18 protein-coding genes are annotated in these 16,688 nt (G+C 56.2%); 1 reads left to right on the top strand and 17 read right to left on the bottom strand.

Annotation, left to right across the window (positions count from 1 at the left end):
• The first annotated feature begins 18 nt into the window (after nt 1–18).
• Entirely contained in the window at nt 19–831 is an 813-nt protein-coding gene (locus ACEW8J_RS02725) for an SDR family NAD(P)-dependent oxidoreductase (protein WP_373490097.1), read from the top strand.
• Between the two features lie 9 nt (nt 832–840).
• On the opposite strand, the gene ACEW8J_RS02720 is transcribed toward ACEW8J_RS02725, so the two are convergent.
• Genes ACEW8J_RS02720 through ACEW8J_RS02640 form a run of 17 tightly spaced genes read right to left on the bottom strand, consistent with a single transcriptional unit; the run spans nt 841 to nt 16,503 of the window.
• Nucleotides 841–2,382, bottom strand: a complete 1,542-nt coding sequence (locus ACEW8J_RS02720) for a FadD3 family acyl-CoA ligase (protein WP_373490096.1) — start codon at nt 2,380–2,382, stop codon at nt 841–843.
• 1 nt (nt 2,383) lies between these two features.
• Nucleotides 2,384–2,764 (bottom strand): nuclear transport factor 2 family protein, encoded by a 381-nt coding sequence (locus ACEW8J_RS02715; RefSeq protein ID WP_373490095.1) that lies wholly within the window; start codon nt 2,762–2,764, stop codon nt 2,384–2,386.
• Complete coding sequence (locus tag ACEW8J_RS02710) at nt 2,761–3,225, bottom strand: MaoC family dehydratase (protein WP_373490094.1); 465 nt, start codon at nt 3,223–3,225, stop codon at nt 2,761–2,763. The genes ACEW8J_RS02715 and ACEW8J_RS02710 overlap by 4 nt, the downstream gene beginning before the upstream one ends.
• 10 nt (nt 3,226–3,235) lie before the next feature.
• Complete coding sequence (locus ACEW8J_RS02705) at nt 3,236–4,012, bottom strand: SDR family oxidoreductase (RefSeq protein ID WP_373490093.1); 777 nt, start codon at nt 4,010–4,012, stop codon at nt 3,236–3,238.
• Entirely contained in the window at nt 4,009–5,187 is a 1,179-nt protein-coding gene (locus tag ACEW8J_RS02700; RefSeq protein WP_373490092.1) for an acyl-CoA dehydrogenase family protein, read from the bottom strand. Before ACEW8J_RS02700 ends, ACEW8J_RS02705 begins: the two co-directional genes overlap by 4 nt.
• Nucleotides 5,184–6,239 carry an acyl-CoA dehydrogenase family protein gene (locus ACEW8J_RS02695; protein WP_373490091.1) on the bottom strand — a complete coding sequence of 352 codons (1,056 nt, stop codon included), beginning with the start codon at nt 6,237–6,239 and terminating at the stop codon, nt 5,184–5,186. Before ACEW8J_RS02695 ends, ACEW8J_RS02700 begins: the two co-directional genes overlap by 4 nt.
• A complete protein-coding gene (locus ACEW8J_RS02690; protein WP_373490090.1) occupies nt 6,239–7,144 on the bottom strand; it encodes an SDR family oxidoreductase in 906 nt (301 codons plus the stop codon). The genes ACEW8J_RS02695 and ACEW8J_RS02690 overlap by 1 nt, the downstream gene beginning before the upstream one ends.
• A complete protein-coding gene (locus ACEW8J_RS02685; protein ID WP_373490089.1) occupies nt 7,144–8,295 on the bottom strand; it encodes an acetyl-CoA C-acetyltransferase in 1,152 nt (383 codons plus the stop codon). The genes ACEW8J_RS02690 and ACEW8J_RS02685 overlap by 1 nt, the downstream gene beginning before the upstream one ends.
• 9 nt (nt 8,296–8,304) lie before the next feature.
• On the bottom strand, nt 8,305–9,237 hold the full coding sequence (locus tag ACEW8J_RS02680; RefSeq protein WP_373490088.1) for an acyl-CoA dehydrogenase family protein: 933 nt from the start codon (nt 9,235–9,237) through the stop codon (nt 8,305–8,307).
• The gene (locus tag ACEW8J_RS02675; RefSeq protein WP_373490087.1) at nt 9,237–10,400 is read right to left on the bottom strand and encodes an acyl-CoA dehydrogenase family protein; all 1,164 of its coding nucleotides are present in this window, start codon (nt 10,398–10,400) and stop codon (nt 9,237–9,239) included. Before ACEW8J_RS02675 ends, ACEW8J_RS02680 begins: the two co-directional genes overlap by 1 nt.
• The gene (locus ACEW8J_RS02670) at nt 10,400–11,149 is read right to left on the bottom strand and encodes an enoyl-CoA hydratase family protein (protein ID WP_373490086.1); all 750 of its coding nucleotides are present in this window, start codon (nt 11,147–11,149) and stop codon (nt 10,400–10,402) included. Before ACEW8J_RS02670 ends, ACEW8J_RS02675 begins: the two co-directional genes overlap by 1 nt.
• A complete protein-coding gene (locus ACEW8J_RS02665; protein WP_373490085.1) occupies nt 11,149–12,234 on the bottom strand; it encodes an NAD(P)H-dependent flavin oxidoreductase in 1,086 nt (361 codons plus the stop codon). The genes ACEW8J_RS02670 and ACEW8J_RS02665 overlap by 1 nt, the downstream gene beginning before the upstream one ends.
• Nucleotides 12,235–12,237: 3 nt before the next feature.
• The gene (locus ACEW8J_RS02660; RefSeq protein ID WP_373490084.1) at nt 12,238–13,137 is read right to left on the bottom strand and encodes an enoyl-CoA hydratase; all 900 of its coding nucleotides are present in this window, start codon (nt 13,135–13,137) and stop codon (nt 12,238–12,240) included.
• A complete protein-coding gene (locus tag ACEW8J_RS02655) occupies nt 13,134–13,928 on the bottom strand; it encodes a ketoacid CoA transferase (RefSeq protein WP_373490083.1) in 795 nt (264 codons plus the stop codon). The genes ACEW8J_RS02660 and ACEW8J_RS02655 overlap by 4 nt, the downstream gene beginning before the upstream one ends.
• Entirely contained in the window at nt 13,928–14,809 is an 882-nt protein-coding gene (locus ACEW8J_RS02650) for a CoA transferase subunit A (RefSeq protein ID WP_373490082.1), read from the bottom strand. Before ACEW8J_RS02650 ends, ACEW8J_RS02655 begins: the two co-directional genes overlap by 1 nt.
• A complete protein-coding gene (locus tag ACEW8J_RS02645; RefSeq protein ID WP_373490081.1) occupies nt 14,806–15,738 on the bottom strand; it encodes a VOC family protein in 933 nt (310 codons plus the stop codon). The genes ACEW8J_RS02650 and ACEW8J_RS02645 overlap by 4 nt, the downstream gene beginning before the upstream one ends.
• A gap of 3 nt (nt 15,739–15,741) precedes the next feature.
• Complete coding sequence (locus tag ACEW8J_RS02640; protein ID WP_373490080.1) at nt 15,742–16,503, bottom strand: SDR family oxidoreductase; 762 nt, start codon at nt 16,501–16,503, stop codon at nt 15,742–15,744.
• Nucleotides 16,504–16,688: the final 185 nt, after the last annotated feature.

Genomic DNA, 16,688 nt, shown 5'->3' with positions numbered 1-16,688 from the left:
TATCCTTAAAGTCGTATATTGACCAATGTTTGCGTTATACTCTATGTAAAAAAATACGCAATTCAAGAAAGGATTGGTATGAACTACGATTTTGACGGGAAAGTTGCTCTCATTACCGGTGCGGGAAGCGGAATTGGACGGGCGACGGCTTTTGCTTTCGGTCAGTCAGGGGCCTCCGTAGTTGTTAGCGATGTCAATGTGCAGGGCGGTGACGAAACCGTTGATCTGATCAAGCAAGCTGGCGGCAACGCCATTTTTGTAAAGTGCGACGTCTCGGACGCCGGCGCAGTGAATGCCCTGGTCGCACAGGCCATCAAAGTCTATGGTCAGCTGGATTACGGTCACAACAACGCAGGGATTACGAATATCCAGGCGGACGAATGGAAAGAAGATGTCTGGGATCGTGCTCTCAGCATAAACCTGACCGGGGTGATGCATTGCATGCGTGCCGAAGCCGGTGCCATGCTGCAAAGCGGCGGCGGCGCGATTGTGAACACCTCCTCCATCAACGGGCTTACAGGCAATCCTTCGCAGCCCGCCTATGTGGCGACCAAACATGGTGTCGTTGGATTGACCCGCCACGGCGCGCTAAAATGGGCGAAACAGAATATTCGTGTGAATTGTGTCTGTCCGGGCGTGATTGAAACAGCAATGACCGAAGCGGTCGCCAGCAATCCTCAATATCGGGCCGCGATGGAGAATATGACACCGCTTGGCCGGATGGGGCAGCCGGAAGAGATCGCCAGCGCCGTTTTGTGGCTTTGCAGCGATCAAGCCAGTTTTGTGACAGGCCATCCTCTGGTTATTGACGGCGGTGCTACGGTCGCCTGATTAAGTGGCTCAGATGCGCAGTTCCGTCTTCACAACCTTTCCTGCTGCATTTTGGGGGAGGCGTTCGACAAAGCTGACGACACGCGGCACTTTGTAATTTGCCATGTTGTCGCGTGCCCAGCTGATCAGGTCGCTATCGGTCAGCGTCACGCCGGGCCGGAGCACCACAAAGGCTTTGCCGACCTCTCCCATCCGGTTGTCTGGAACGCCGATAACGGCGACCATTTCGATCGCGGGATGATTGGCCAACAGCTTTTCGACTTCGGCGGGATAACAGTTGAAACCGCCTGAGATATACATGTCTTTTTTACGGTCTGTGATGCGAACATAACCGTTTTCATCCATCGTGCCGACATCACCGGTGTGCAGCCAGCCATCGGGATCAATCGCTTCTGCAGTAGCTTCCGGATCATCCAGATAACCCAGCATGACGCCGTAACCGCGGACATGGATTTCACCGGTTTCCCCGCGCGGAGCCTCCTTGCCTTCTTCATCTGCAATGCGGACCTCCATGCCGGGTATGGCCTTGCCGCAGCTGTTGGCGATTAATTCGGGGGAGTCGCCAGGAACACAGGAAGTGATATTCGTACATTCGGTCATGCCATAAGCGGTCAGCACACGTTCAAACCCCAATTCGTCATGCATCCGGCGGATCAGGGACGGTGGGACAGTAGCTGCTCCCGTCATCGCGGAATGCAGAGAACTGTAATCAAAGCTGCGTCCTGCCAATTCAGCCAGAAGCGCCTGAAATATGGTAGGCGGCCCGGGAATGAAGGCGATGCGATCCTGCTCGATATGGGTAATTACCTTTTTGACATCGAAAACAGCCATCGGCACAACAAGGGCACCGACCAGAAGCGCGGCGACAAATCCGGCCTTGAAACCGAAGCTGTGAAAGAAGGGATTGATGATAAGATAAGGATCGCCTTCGCGCAAATCGACCAGCTGCGTCCAGTTTGCGAACATCGGGATGATGCGGTCGTGGGTCGTCAATACGCCCTTGGGAATACCGGTGGTTCCAGACGTGAACATGATGTCACTGACATCGCTCGCATTTAAGGCGTTCAGTGCTTGATCGACGGCTTCGTCATCATAGCTGCCGGTCGCAATAAAATCTGCCCAGCCACTGTCGAAGCATATTGTCATCGAAAGCGAGGGCAAATCCTCCCCGGCGATCATTTCGGGATAGTTGGTACCCAGAAAATCCTTTACGGTAAACAGCGCTTTGGCCGATGTGCGGCGGATTATATCGGACGCCTCTTGCCCTTTAAGCCGCGTATTGAGCGGCACGATCGCTGCCCCGGTCAGCTGGCCTGCAATGGCGGCAACAATCCATTCTCGCCGGTTCGGCGCCCAGATTGCTAAGCGGTCTCCATGAGAGATCCCGGCTTTCAGCATAGCGGAAGCAGCGCGGCTTATATGGGCCCAGAGCTGCTGATAGCTCCATGTTTCTCCATGCTCGAGAATGGCAGGCATCGCACCAAAGACTTCTGCACCTCGCTTGGCAAGATGGGGAATGGTCGGCGGCAAATCTTTTGGGCCGTCGATCAACTTAAGCAGCTTTCATGTTGTCTGGGCCAAAAAATGCACGCATCTCGATTACTTTCCCGTGTTCATCAAATTTGAATATATCGATCACCTCGATACCAGTAAGTTTGCCGTCGAGTTCCAGTTCGACGACGAACGGAAATGCGGCATAATCGCCGGCGCAGCGTATAGAGCCCTCCAGGCGCAATTGCGCGCCCATGGAAACGCCGGCCTGCATGAAAGTTCTGATTGCTTCTTTGCCACGCAACAAGGGCGTTCCCACCGGATCTTCGGCCGTAGCGTCATCAGCAAAAATGGAGACTATACCCTCGAGGTCGCCTTTGTTGTAGGAGGCAATATAAGTGTCCACGACCTTTATTTTGTCGGCGGCGGTAACGGTCTTCATATATCCTCCGGGTAATAGCGGCTGATCGTATCAATGATGCAGGCAGGTTTTTCACTGCCTTCAATCTCGATCGTGACGCGGACAACCTGCTGGATACCGCCCTTGATTTCCTCGACCGCGACAATCTCGCCAATTGCGCGAATGCGGCTGCCGACGGTCACAGGTGCCAAAAAGCGAAGTCGGTCCGCACCGACATTGACAGCGTGACTGAACCCGCGCACCTCGACAAGTTCAGGCAAAAAGACATTGACCAGGCTCATCGTCAGATAGCCGTGCGCGATGGTAGTGCCGAACGGTCCGTCCCTGGCCTTTTCCACATCCACATGAATCCACTGGTGATCGCCGGTTACATCGGCAAAGCCGTTGACCCGTTCCTGATCAATCCTCAGCCAGTTGCTGGGACCGAACATGGTCCCTTCCTGGCCGATCAGATCTCGGGGGCTTTCGTAAATCTTGACCATTGGCTGCTCCTTAAGCCCGCTGGCTGGACACCGATAAAATCTCGCCGGTCATGTAGCTGGAGAGATCGGATGCGAGGAACATCATGACGTTTGCCACTTCCCACACTTCTGCCGGGCGGCCAAAAGCCTCTTTGGCTGAGAGTTCTGCCAATAATTCATCGGTCGTCACCTTGGCGAGAAAAGCGTGCATGGCGATGCTTGGTGCGACGGCATTGATCCGGACGCCAAATTCGGCCGCTTCTACGGCGGAGCAACGGGTGAATGCCATTACGCCGGCTTTTGCAGCAGCATAATGCGCCTGTCCCTTCTGTGCGCGCCAGCCTAGAACAGAGGCGTTGTTGACGATTGCCCCGGATTTCCGTTCCTGCATGTGCGGCAGAAAGGCGCGGGTCATTCGAAATACGCTGGTCATCGTCACATCGACAACGCGGTGCCATTGCTCGTCTGTCATATCGACGACCGGTGCTTCTCCGCCAAGGCCCGCATTGTTGATGAGGACATCTACATGACCGAGCTCGCGGATGGCAGCATTGCGCAATCCATCCACATGGTCCTGATTGGTCACATCACAAACGCATGTGAAGGGGCGCTCCCCGACCTCATCTGCAATGCGGTCAGCCGCTTCGCCGAGACGGCGCTCATGAAAATCGCTGATCAGAACCTTGGCGCCTTCCTCGGCGGCACGCTTGGCCGCAGAAAAGCCGATTCCTGTTCCCGCAGCAGCGGTGACGACGACCGTCTTATCCTTCAGCAAATTTCTTGGTTCGGGATATGCGGGAATGCTCATGTGTCACCTCTTGGTTCCCGCGGCATGCCAAGGGCGCGTTCAGCAATCATATTGCGCTGGATCTGGTTGGTTCCGCCATAAATAGTATCTGAACGTGAAAACAGGAACAGATTGGGAAGCATCCCCCATTCATAGGCCGGATTGTCAGTCACCTCGGCCGCTTGCCCGAGGACATCCATGCCAAGTTCACCAAGCGACCGACGCCAGCTTGCCCACTGGATCTTATAGGTAAGCGCCGCGCCATCAACTTTCGAATGATCGCTATTGGAGAGCATCCGAAGAGCACCATAGCGCATCAGTTGCAGACCGATTTCGGCCTTGGCGATCCGCTGCCGGATGAGGGGGTCATTGGCGCTGCCATTGGCTTTTGCCGCAGCAATGATCGCGTCGAGTTCGTTGCGGAACCCCATTTGCTGACCCAGGGTGGACACACCGCGTTCAAAGGCCAGCAGTCCCATGGCAATTTTCCAGCCTTCGCCAGGCGCACCAATCAAACTGTCTTCCGGGCAAGTCGCGTCTGTGAAGAATGTTTCGTTGAATTCGGCATCGCCGTTGATCTGCTGAATCCCGCGAATTTCAATACCGGGCTGGTCGATCGGCATCATCAGGAACGTCAGTCCCCTTGGTCCTTTGGTGCCTTCTTCGCTCCGCGCAATCACGAAAATCCAGTCAGAAATATGGGCCAGGCTAGTCCATATTTTCTGTCCATTCACGACCCATTTGCCGTTTTCCAGTTGTGCTTTGGTCCGAACGCTGGCGAGATCTGAGCCTGCATTGGGTTCTGAAAAGCCCTGACAGAAAATTGTACTTCCCGCCGCGATATCAGGCAGGAATTGCTGCTTCTGTTCGTCGGTCCCGAATGTCAATATCGTCGGTCCGGCCAGCTCGATGCCGATATGATTCACTCGCCCCGGCACGCCCGCACGGGCATATTCCTCAGCGAAAATAACCTGCTCGGCAAGGCTGGCGCCGCGGCCACCCCATTTTTCGGGCCAACCGATACAAGACCATTTGTGGGCCGCAAGCTGTTGCTCCCATTCCTTGCGCCGTTCTGCTTTTTCGGTGAGCGTCGTAATGCCTTTAATGTCGGAAAATTCTCCGGCCATCTGCGCATTCAGCCAGTCGGCACATTCCGCGCGAAAATCTTCTTCTGCTTTCGAGAAACCCAGTCTCATGCGGCTTCTCCCAATATCATGGTCGCAATTTGTTCGTTATGCCAGACGCTGTTCTGCAATAAGGTCTGGATCGATCGCGCCCGTTTGAAAAACAGATGCGCATCATGCTCCCAGGTAAAACCGATGCCGCCATGCAACTGGATCATGTCACCTGCGCATTTGAAATAGCTGTCGGCACAGAAGCTTTTTGCGGCATGAAGTGCCATCATCGCGTCATCCGAACCTTCATCGGCAGCACAGGCCGCCCAATAGACTGCAGATCTTGCCTGTTCGATCTCGATCATCATATCGGCTGCGCGGTGCTTGTAAGCCTGAAAGCTGCCAATCGCCCGTCCGAACTGGACGCGTTCCTTTGAATAGGCGACGGTGCGATCAAGGCAGGCCTGAGCGCCACCGAGAGCTTCCGCAGCAAGACATATCCAGCCACCAGACTTGCCGGCTGCCAAGGCGGCATCGCTATCGGCCAACGGGTCTGCATCGACATTATCAAGGGTCAAAGTCGCGAGCGGCCGCGTTTGGTCCATGGTGGTTGGAGTTTCCACCGTAAGTCCCCTGGCGCTCCCATCAACGATCCAGGCATTTTTGCCATCGGACACTATAAACATATCCGCGATGTTCCCGTGCGGGACGAATTTGATGGCCCCTGAAAGAATATTGCCTTTGGCAATCAGTTCAGCATTGCCGCTGGCAGTCGCGACAATCTCACCTGTTGCCAATCTGGGTAGCCAAGCGGATTTCTGTTCATCGCTGCCACCCGCCGCGATGGCTTGACCGACCATGGTCTGACCAAGAAGGGGTATGGCGGCAACCTGCGCTCCAGCTGCCTCTGCGACATTGGCAAATTCGACCATACCAAGGCCTGAGCCGCCAAATTCTTCAGATATCAGAAGACCGCTCAGGCCCAGCTCCTGGCAGAATGACCGCCACGTGTCACGATCGAAGCCATCGACCTTCATTGCCTCGCGGGTGCGCTTGCTTGTCGCCGTTTCGGTGAAAAACTGCCGGGCGGTCTCGGCAATCATCGCCTGTTCGTCGGTAAATGCGAAATCCATCAGGCGGTGCCCCACACTTTTCTAGGAGGGTTGCGCTCTTTCATCAATCCAGAGACGGCTTCGCCGACGTCAGCTGGATTCCATTTGCCACCGGCATCGACCACCGGTCCTTCTCGCCAGCCATCTTCCAGCATGATTTTGCCGCCTTCGAGTTCGAAGATACAGCCGGTTACGTCTTTTGACTGAGCCGAACCCAGCCAGACGACTGTTGGCGCGATGTTGGCGGGATCCATAACGTCAAAAGCTTCACCTTCGGTCGCCATCTTGTCCGCAAAAGCCTGTTCGGTCATGCGGGTCCGTGCGGAAGGTGCAAGCGCATTGGCGGTGATGCCATAGCGCCCAAGCTCCGCCGCCTGAACCAGTGTAAGCGATGCGATGCCGCCTTTCGCTGTCGAATAGGCTGCTTGGGCTATCGAGCCTTGAAGGCCCGCGCCGGATGTTGTGTTTATGATCCGGGCATCAATTTCATGACCTTCCTTGGACCGGGCGCGCCAATAATCCACGGCATGCCGTGCGATACAAAAATGGCCGCGCAAATGCACATGCATCGTTGCATCCCATTCGTCGAGAGTTGCGGACACAAACATCCGGTCGCGGACAATCCCGGCATTATTGACTACGACATGAAGATCACCAAAGGCTTCGACGGCGGCATCCACAATCCGTTTGCCTGCATCCCAGTCGGTCACATCGTCATAATTGGCGAAAGCGCTGCCGCCCGCCGCCTTGATCTCTTCAACCACGGCGTCCGCCGCACTGGTATCGCGTCCTTCGCCGCCCAGGGAAGTGCCAATATCGTTGACCACAACATTTGCGCCTTCTGCGGCAAAAGCGAGCGCATAAGCCTTGCCAAGCCCGCCGGCTGCACCAGTTATAATGACCGTCCGTCCGTCACAAATTCCCATCAGAGCCTCTCGATAATTGTTACATTGGCTTGGCCGCCGCCTTCGCACATGGTTTGCAGACCATATCTGCCGCCCGTGCGTTCAAGTGCATTGATCATGGTAGTCATCAACCGGGCGCCGGTTGCACCGAGCGGATGACCAAGCGCAATGCCGCCGCCGTGTATGTTGACCTTCTCGTGCGGAATGCCGAGCTCCTTCATCCATGCCATCGGCACGCTGGCAAAGGCTTCATTGCACTCGAACAGATCGATATCGTCAACGGTCATGCCTGCTTTTTCCAGCGCATATCTGGTTGCCGGAATAGGAGCTGTTAGCATCCAGACCGGATCATCAGCGCGGACGGAGATATGGTGGATGCGGGCACGCGGTTTGAGGCCATGATCCTTTACAGCCTGTTCAGAAGCAACCAATATGGATGCTGCACCATCGCAATTCTGGCTGGAGACGCCTGCTGTCACGCGCCCGCCTTCCTGAATGACCTTCAATCCAGCCAGGCCTTCCAGCGTCGTGGCCGGACGGATAGTTTCATCATGCTCCAGACCGTTTAAGGGAGCGATTTCATTCTTGAACCAGCCATTATCGGTTGCGGCTTGCGCCCGCTGATGGGAGGCAAGGGCAAATTCCTCCATCTGCTCGCGGCTGATTTCCCATTTGTCAGCGATCATCTCGGCGCTGTTTATCTGGTTGAGCAGACCATCACCGTAGCGTGCGACCCAACCGGGCGACGTGTTGAACGGATTGTCGAAACCATAAGGCTGGCCCGCATACATGGCGGCGCTGATCGGAATCGCATTCATTGCCTGTGATCCCCCGGCGACAACCAGATCCTGCGTTCCGGACATCACGCCCTGTGCAGCGAAATGCAAAGCTTGCTGCGATGACCCGCACTGGCGGTCCACGGTTGTTCCGGGAACATGCTGCGGCAGGCCTGCAACCAGCCAGACAGACCGGCCAATATCGCCCGCTTGCGGACCAATCGTATCGCAGCAACCCCAGACGACATCGTCGACCGCGCCGGCATCAAAGTCGGTGCGCTGCGTCAACGCCTTGATCGGATGGGCACCCAGATCCGCGGGATGAACCCCTGCCAGCGATCCCTTCTTGCGGCCAATCGGCGTGCGTACTGCGTCAATAATATAGGCTTCAGCCATCAGTTTTCCTTATGCAAATGTGTGTGCCGGACCGATGTCCAGCGATCCACCGATCACGGCATCATCAACTCGTTTCATGTGAAATGCCCGGTGGCCCCAGGCACCGATCAGTGCCCAGCTGCGCTTCATCCAGAAATGAAGGTCGACCTCGTAAGTATAGCCCATGGCGCCATGAATCTGGATCGCAGTTTCCGCCATCTGGAGGGCAGCGTCACCGGCTGCCAGCTTGGCGTGGCTGACATGAACTGACGCTCTGTCGATGCTATCGTCCATCGCCTGCGCCGCGCGCCAGACAACCGGCTTGGCAAATTCCAGCGCGACCGTCGCGGTGGCCAGATGGTGCTTTACGGCCTGGAATGCTCCGATAGGCTGACCGAACTGATGGCGCATCTTTGCATATTCCACGGCCTGTTCAAGCATGGCGTCTGCGATGCCGACGAGCTGTGCAGCAGACATGAGCGCGCCCAGATCGAGCAGATGCGGATCGTCGGTTGCATTTTCGGGTGCAGCGGCAAGCTTGCGCAGCGGGTCCACGCTTTGCAACGAAGCGCCATCGCCATCGGCCACCCAGCCATTGATCTTGTGAGCGAGTGGAACCGTCTTTTCGCCCGATGCAATTGCAGACATATCCGCCGTATCGCCTTTTGCCGCCAACCAGGGGACGGCAACAAAAGCGGTGTCGACCAGCGGCTCGGCCAGACAAGCACGACCACATTCGGCTGCAATCAACGCGGCGTCCAGCAGTTTGAGACCGAGGCCGCCTTGATCTTCCGGCACCAGCAAACCGGGCAGGCCCATTTCTACCAGCCCCTGCCAGATAGCGGGATCGCGATTGCTCCCTTCGTCGAGGCGGCGAAGCACCTCGGGACCATGGGTTCCCGCGAGATAGTCTTTCACGCCTTCTGCGAGCGTCAACTGATCGTCTGACAATAGAAATTCCATCAACCGGCTCCCTGCCTTGGCAGCCCGAGAAAGCGTTCCGCGATGATATTGCGCTGGATCTCGTTGGAGCCGGCGTAGATCGGCCCGGACAATGAGAAGATATATCCATCCAGCCACTGATTGACCGAACCGTCGGCAAACTTCGCGAGTTCCGCCGCTGCGCCCATCAGCTGCATGGCCGACCGGTTCATCGACCGGTCGAGCTCTGACCAGAATATCTTGTTGAGGCTGGCTTCTGCGCCGATTTTTCCGCCCGCCAATATTTTTGCAGCAACCGAATAGGTGTTATAGGCATAGGCCTGCGCCCCCATCCAGGCCTGCGTCACCGCCTCGCGAGTGGCTGGTGAGGCATTGCCTTCATTGGCGCGATAGAGATCAACCAAACGCTTGGCCGTCGCCTGAAAACGTCCCGGAGAGCGCAGCATCAATCCGCGTTCGAAACCGGCGGTTGCCATCGCGACGTTCCAGCCTTCACCTTCGCTCGCCAGCATATTTTCTGCGGGAACACGCACTTCGTCAAAGAACAGCTCGGCGAATCCGGGCTCGCCGTGCAATTGCCGGATCGGGCGGCGGGTGATGCCGGGGCTGTTGAGATCGAACAGAATGAAGCTCAGGCCCTTGTGGCGTTTGCTGCCTTCTTCTGTCCGGAACAGCCCGAAGCCCCAATCCGCGAAACTCGCGCGGCTCGACCATGTTTTCTGGCCACTGATGACAAAGTGATCGCCATCGCGCACCGCCTTGGTCGTGATCGCGGCCATGTCACTGCCTGCGCCCGGTTCCGACCACGCCTGCGCCCACATGACTTCGCCTTTGGCCATCGGTGTGAGGAAGCGCGCTTTCTGTTCGTCCGTGCCATATTCCATGACTGTGGGGCCGAGCAGGAAGATACCATTTTGATTGGCGCGCAATGGCGCTCCTGCCGACCAATATTCCTCCTCGAAGATCAACCACTGGATCAGGTCCAACCCACGCCCGCCATATTGTTCCGGCCAAGTGACCATGCCCCAGTTGCCGCTGGCCAGCTTGCGTTCCCACTCGACATGCTGGTGAAATCCCTCTTCGCCTTCGAGCGTCAGAAGTGGTTTCTCCGGCATATTTTTGGCCAGCCATTCGCGTATTTCGGCGCGGAAAGCCTTTTGCTCAGAAGTATAGTTCAGATCCATCAGAATTTCGCCGCCCTGCCGGTTTCGACAAATTCGTCGCGCGATTTCTGGCTATCCTCATGCATATACATTTCCAGCGTAAAGCCTTGCTCCCATCGATATCCGCGATCGACATCACGTGGCTCGAGCCCGTTTAAGGCTTCCTTGGCGATCACAAGCGCCTTGCGGGATTTTGCAGCGATTATTGCACAAAAAGCACGCGCTTGCGCTTCCAGTTCATCGCGCGGAACCACTTTCTCGACTGCACCAAGCCGATAGGCCTCTTCTGCCGGGATATTGCCGCCGGTAAAGAAGGCGGCTCGCACTTTGTGCAAAGGCAGCATCCGCGAGAGATGGCTGGCACCGCCCATGGCGCCGCGATCCACTTCCGGAAGCGAAAAATAGGCATCATCAGCCGCGATAATCGTATCGCTGGCACCGCAAATCCCGATGCCCCCGCCAATCACGAACTTGTGAACCGCAGATACGACCGGAATTTCGGCATCGCGAATGGCTTTGAAGGTCAGATAATTGCCGCGGTTAAGGACGGTAATCCGCTCCGGATGGGCCTGCATCTCCTTGATGTCGACCCCGCCGCAAAATCCTCTGCCTTCCGCGCGGATCAGGATGCAGTTGACGTCCTCATTGCGGGCTGTGCTCGTGATGATGTCAGGCAAGGACATCCATGTGTGACTGTCGAAGGCATTCACTGGCGGAACGTCGAAAACAATCTCCGCAATCTTGTCCTTGATCTGGCATTCTATGCCCATCACGCAGCCCCTTTTTGAATGTTATCGTTGGTCAGTGCCGCGATCCTCTCGCGCGCTTCGGTTTCGATCGAATCCAGCAGTTCGGCGCAGCTGGGCAGGCTGTCCAGCCGCCCTCCGACCAAGCCGGTTGCCATAAGACCGTTCTTCTCGTCGCCTTCAACGACCGCGCGCTGGATCATCATCGGCGCAGCTGCAGCCATCATTGCCTGGGGAATCGTCATATCACTGCCCCTGGTCATGGCGCGCGCGGAATGCAGCATGTCGCCCCAGCTGGCGCCTGTCTGGCGTTTCATTTCCATGCCCGCCTCAATGGCCCGTTTCCACATGGCGAATTTGCCCGAACGCTCGATGCTCTTCAGCATCGGGTTGAGGATCATGCGTTGGGGAATGCCATCGATCTTGGTCGTAACCAGGATGTCGTTGGTAGTGGCGCTGGTATAGGCTGACTTCGGCCCAGCCGGTACCGGGCTGTCGCTGGTCATCATGAACCGCGTACCCATGGCGATGCCTGCCGCACCGTAAGCGAGTGCTGCGGCCAGTCCCCGTCCATCAGCAAAACCGCCCGCTGCAATTACCGGCACATTGACCGCGTCAAGTACCTGGGGCAGCAGCACGGTTGTCGGAACAGAACCGGTGTGACCACCGCCTTCGCCGCCCTGAATTGTGATCGCCTGACAGCCCAGAGCAACCATCTTCTCGGCATGTTTCTGCGCACCAACCGTTGGCATGCAGATAATTCCGGCCTCGCGGAATTTACTGATCATCTCGGCATCGGGGCCACGGCCGAAGCTGACCGCCCGGACGCGGTCCTTGTTGGCGAGAATGACTTCGACTATTTCTTTTGCACCGGGCTGGAAGCTGTGGAAATTGACGCCGAAATTATGCGGTGTCATATCCTTGAGCCTGGCAATTTCCTTCGCCAGCTCTGCCGGTTTCATGACCGCTCCGGCGAGGAACCCAAAGGCTCCCGCATTACTGGAAGCTGCCACCAGCGGCGGCGTTGCAATCCAGCCCATAGCCGTCTGTACAACCGGCAAGCGGCAACCCAGCATTGCTGTAAGCGGTGTGGAAAGCGGATCAGTCATGGATCAGCTTTCACCGGCCTGCTTCTTGTTCTTCTCGGCCATTTTCTTGCCGTCAAATCCGGCAATATAGTCACCCTTTACCAACTGGTTCTGGGCATGAGCGAAATGGTGATAGCCAAAGGATGCGTCGATCCCGGCTTCTTTGCCGGCAAGCGTGTCCATATGGTTGCAAGCCTGTTTGGCAAGCTGCAAGGCCAGGCGCGGTTGTTCAACAATTCGCTGCGCGACTTTCAATACTTCATCAGCCAGCTGCGCGCGCGGGACCACACGGTTCAACATCCCCATCTGGTAAGCGCGCTCGGCGCTCATCCGTTCTCCCAGGAACAGGAATTCCTTGGCAATGCGAGTGTTGAGCTCAAATGTATGAGCGAAATATTCCAGCCCGGGAAAGCCCATCTGCAATACCGGATCCTGGAAAAACGCATCGTCCGACGCGATGATCAGATCGCAAACCCAGGCCAGCATAACGCCGCCCGCGATACAGCCCTTGTGAACCTGTGCGATGGTCGGCTTTGGAATTGCCCGCCAGCGCTTGCACATGCCCAGATAGACTTCCTGCTCGCGAATATAGGCTTTTTCCGCACCTGGCTTGTTGGCGTGATCATACCACATCAACCGTCGATCGAAACTGGAATGAAAATCGCGGCCAGGAGAGCCGATATCATGTCCGGCACTGAAATGCTTGGCATCGGATTTCAGTACGATGCATTTTACAGCATCATCATCGACGGCCCTTTTGAACGCGTCATCCAGCGCATAGGTCATCTGGCTGTTCTGGACATTGTGGAAATCGGGGCGATTCAGTGTGATCCACGCAATGCCATCCTTGGCTTCATAGAGGATCGGCTCGTCGGTTTCATATTCCGGCGTAACGTCCTCGAGTGGTACAAGATCGTCGCTCATGCTGCTGTCCTTATCGCTGGCGGATTGTCGCGGATCACATGGGCACGAATATTGTGGGGATCGAGGTTGTTGATTATCGCCAGTGCCTCGTTTCCTGGAAGAGCCGTTTCGCCTTCAACAGCGTCTATCAATTGAAAGCCCGTGGCTTCCTGGACTTCGTCAAATGTTACTCCGGGATGCACAGTGACGACGCGGACGGCATTGTCCGGTCCGCCAAAATCCATCACGCACAGGTTGGTGATCATTTTCTGCAAATCGACATGGGCATAATTGCCGCCAGCAACTCGTTTTGCAGGATTATATCCTGCGCTGGAGACCATATCGACTTCGCCCTCGACAAAGGTTCGTTTGCTGTGGAAGGGAATGAACATCGAGTTGGGGTGATAGATACTATTGCCGGGAAAACCGCGAACGCCGAGCATCTGTATTTTGGGTTGCCGGTGGGTTCCGCCGAGCCGCGACAGATTGGTCTGACCAAAGCGGTCAATCTGCGTGGGGGTCACCATCGCATGGCGGCGGCCCGTCCAGACGGCGCTATCGAAAAAGCGCGAAAAAGGCAGGTGCCCGGAGAATTTTGGTTTGTAGTCGCCGCGCGGTCCGATCGGCACAGGTTCCTCGACCAGAAATGCCTCGCCATCGCTCATCATCAGGCCTGGTGAATGGGTTAGCCGTGCTAGACTAACGCCAAGACGGGGGACGGGGCCGACGCCCGTGCCGATAATTTCGCGGTCGGTCCGAAAAGCTTCGGAGCAGGCAAATATGCAAAGCTCGGTTAGCGTAATATCAGTCATCAGTATGTCGCCAGCGGAATATTCATGACCGCTTCCTTTCCGCCAATTGAATTTAAATATTCTGCTTCGGTTGCGCCAACGAACTGGTCGGCCACCGCTTTCCAGTCACCGGGGTCTTTCGCAGCGCCTGCATAAGCCTTGAGCGCTTTCATGTCCGGACCATAGAGCGGCGGCATCGACGATGGATGAGCGCCGCATGGAGTTGCAGTCACACCAGTGACAAAGCATCGCTCGAAAATGTTCGCCTTGGCGTCCTCCGGGTAATGATCTTCCATCTTGTCGACCAGTTCCTCGCAGGAAACGTAGGTTTTGGCCGCTGCCTTTGCGAACCATTCGTCATAGTAGAAATCTGGGCCGAGGAGCTGGACATTACCCCGATGGTCACAGCGATTGACATGCAGCAAGGCTGCATCGAGTTTCAGCGCGGGCATCGCTATCAGCGTTTCGCCATCATCATAAGGCGACTGGACCGTCTTGAGATTGCCCAGTTCAGCCAGATCGGTTCCCAGGCCAACCCGCGTCGGAAGAAACGGAAGACCGAAAGATGCTGCTTTCAAGCCCCACTGGAACATGCCTTCGTCCAGTTCCAAAACTTCGATCTGTCCGCTTTCACGCGCCTTGCGGAACCATGGTTCCAGCGGAATGGCGTCCAGCGAGACAAAAGCAAAAATCAGTTTTTTAACCTTACCCGCAGCGCAAAGCATCCCTACATCTGCCCCGCCATAGGCCGCGATCGTGAGGTCTTTGAGGTCTGACCGCATAATTTCGCGGATCAGCGCCATCGGCTTCCTGCGAGGCCCCCAGCCGCCTATCCCCACCGTCATTCCGTCGCGTAGTTCGCCGACGATCTCAGCGGGTGTCATTCTTTTGTCTAATGTCATATTGTTTCCTGCTCGCTCGCGCTTGCCGCTTGCTTCTTCATTTCTTCCTGCCACGCCCAGACGTGACCCCATTGGCTGACTTCTTCATGGGCTGTAGGCTGCCAGTCTTCGGGATTGATCTGCATGCCGTCATAACCGAACTCCAGATCGAAGCCGCCGGGTGTCTGGACATAGAAGCTGACCATCTCGTCATTCATATGCTTGCCAATGGTCGCCGACACCGGACATCCTGCGGCGAGAACGCGATCATAGGCACGGCCCACCTCGTCCAGAGATTCAACTTCCAGCATGATATGGATACAGCGGGATGGTGGAACCGGCATCTCGCCGATGGCGATGCTATGGTGCCGACCATTGCTGGCGTGCATGAAGGCAAAATGCATGATCGGGCCGTCCGGGCCCGTGGGGCTTATTGCTGGAATGTCGGTATCCGCAAAACCGATCGCCTTGTAAAAGTCGTGGGATTTCCTGAAATCGGGGGCAGCGAAGACCGCGTGGCCCATACCCATGTCGCCGGTAACGAATTTCTTGATACCGAGCGGAGATAAAAACGGCTCGTCAGATACGCTGTCGCCATGATAGAATTCCAGCCCATTGCCAGCCGGATCATTCGTTGTCGCAAGGGCATCAACACCGCGCAGGCGCGCCTCTTCGTCGCTCGCAAGAGTGACAACCTGCCCGGAATTGCGAATGATTTCTAGAGTTTCGTCAAAGCTGCCGGATGTTAATTCATAACCCGCCGTCAAGAACCGGTCTTCCGGACCGCTTTCGATCCGAAGCCGGAATGGGCGTGCATCAACCCGATAAAGCCTTGCACCTGTTTCGTCTTCTCCGGCAGACATAACGCCGACAACATTGGTGAGAAAATCATCCCATTTGTTCAAATCGGTGGCCTGGATAACCACATAGCCGAGTGCTTTGACTGTCACGTCCTAACTACCTTTCACTAGATCAAGAAAATAAGGCCGTTCGCCGCCGCCATCGACTTCAAGACGGGCGCCGGAAATGTAACGGGCCATGGGCGAACAGAGGAAGGCGGTGGCATTCGCTACATCATCACCTTCACACATGCGGCCAAGAGGCAGCGATTGGGCAACCTGCTGCTGGGCTTTCGTTCCACCGTAGGTGATTTCGGCATTTTCCGTATGCGCAAGACCGACAATGATGGCGTTCACGCGGATTTCATCTTTGCCCCATTCCTGAGCCAGCGATTGGGTCAGATTGAGCAGGCCGGCCTTGGCTGCCCCGTAAACAGCTGTTCCGGGGGAGGGGCGTGTCCCCGACACGCTGGCGATATTGACGATCGAGCCGCCTTCGAGTTTTGCCATATATGGATGAGCGGCTTGTGCGAGATAAAGCGGTGCGAGTAGATTGAGCCGGGTGATGGCGTCGATAAACCCCGGCGATGCTTCTTCTATCGCGCAGGCAGGCGAGCCGCCCGCATTGTTGACGAGAACGTCAAAGCGGCCATGGGATTCCGCGATATGATCGACCAGCTTTCTGGCCTGCTCCGGATCGCGTATATCGCTGCTGATATAGGTAACGCCGGGCGGAAGTGTATCCGGTTTGTTGCGCCCGCACACAATAACCTTCGCGCCCGCTTCGGCTAGGCGTGCTGCTATAGCGCGCCCGAGCCCCCGGGTTCCACCGGTAACCAATGCCACTTGGCCATCAAGTTTGATTGCAGGCAGCAACTCCACTCCTCCTCATTTTCTATTCCGTAGTCAGAATCAGGAGGCCATAAGAACCAATTATCGATATAAAAGCAAGTGAAATAGGATTTTAATTGACGATTTGCGTATTTCAAGGCAATAAATATTACGAATATGGTTGTTTCCATGTGGATTCGGCCTTTCGATGGACAGGCGACATTCGCACT

This window comes from Parasphingorhabdus sp., from assembly GCF_041748495.1.
Classification (GTDB): domain Bacteria; phylum Pseudomonadota; class Alphaproteobacteria; order Sphingomonadales; family Sphingomonadaceae; genus Parasphingorhabdus.
Note: the sequence above shows the minus strand (reverse complement) of the source record. Positions and strands in the feature narration are given on the sequence as shown.